The organism is Bartonella sp. CR127HXZ (assembly GCF_042194555.1).
In the GTDB taxonomy this organism is placed as follows: domain Bacteria; phylum Pseudomonadota; class Alphaproteobacteria; order Rhizobiales; family Rhizobiaceae; genus Bartonella; species Bartonella grahamii.
The window spans coordinates 1-250 of sequence record NZ_JBHIMZ010000092.1; the positions used below are offsets into that span (position 1 = coordinate 1).

Below are 250 nucleotides of genomic sequence, written 5' to 3' on the forward strand. Positions count from 1 at the left end.
CGCTAAAAGTGTTGATTTACCAGCTCCAGTTGGACCAAATACAAGTGTGTGACCAACATCATCAACATGTAAATTAATCCGAAATGGCGTTGCACCTGTCGTTACTACTTGAGATAAAGCAGGAGAATTATCAGGATAGAGTGGACAAGGATTAAATTGTAAACCTGGCCATACACTTGAGAGAGGTAACATATCAGCAAGATTTTGAGTCTTAATTAACGGACGTCTAATATTTGGATAAGTTTGACCC

1 pseudogene is annotated in these 250 nt (G+C 38.8%); it reads right to left on the bottom strand.

Features of this window, described 5'->3' with window-relative positions:
• A pseudogene (locus ACFIKY_RS09295) lies at window positions 1-250 on the bottom strand (conjugal transfer protein TrbE); the annotation flags it as partial.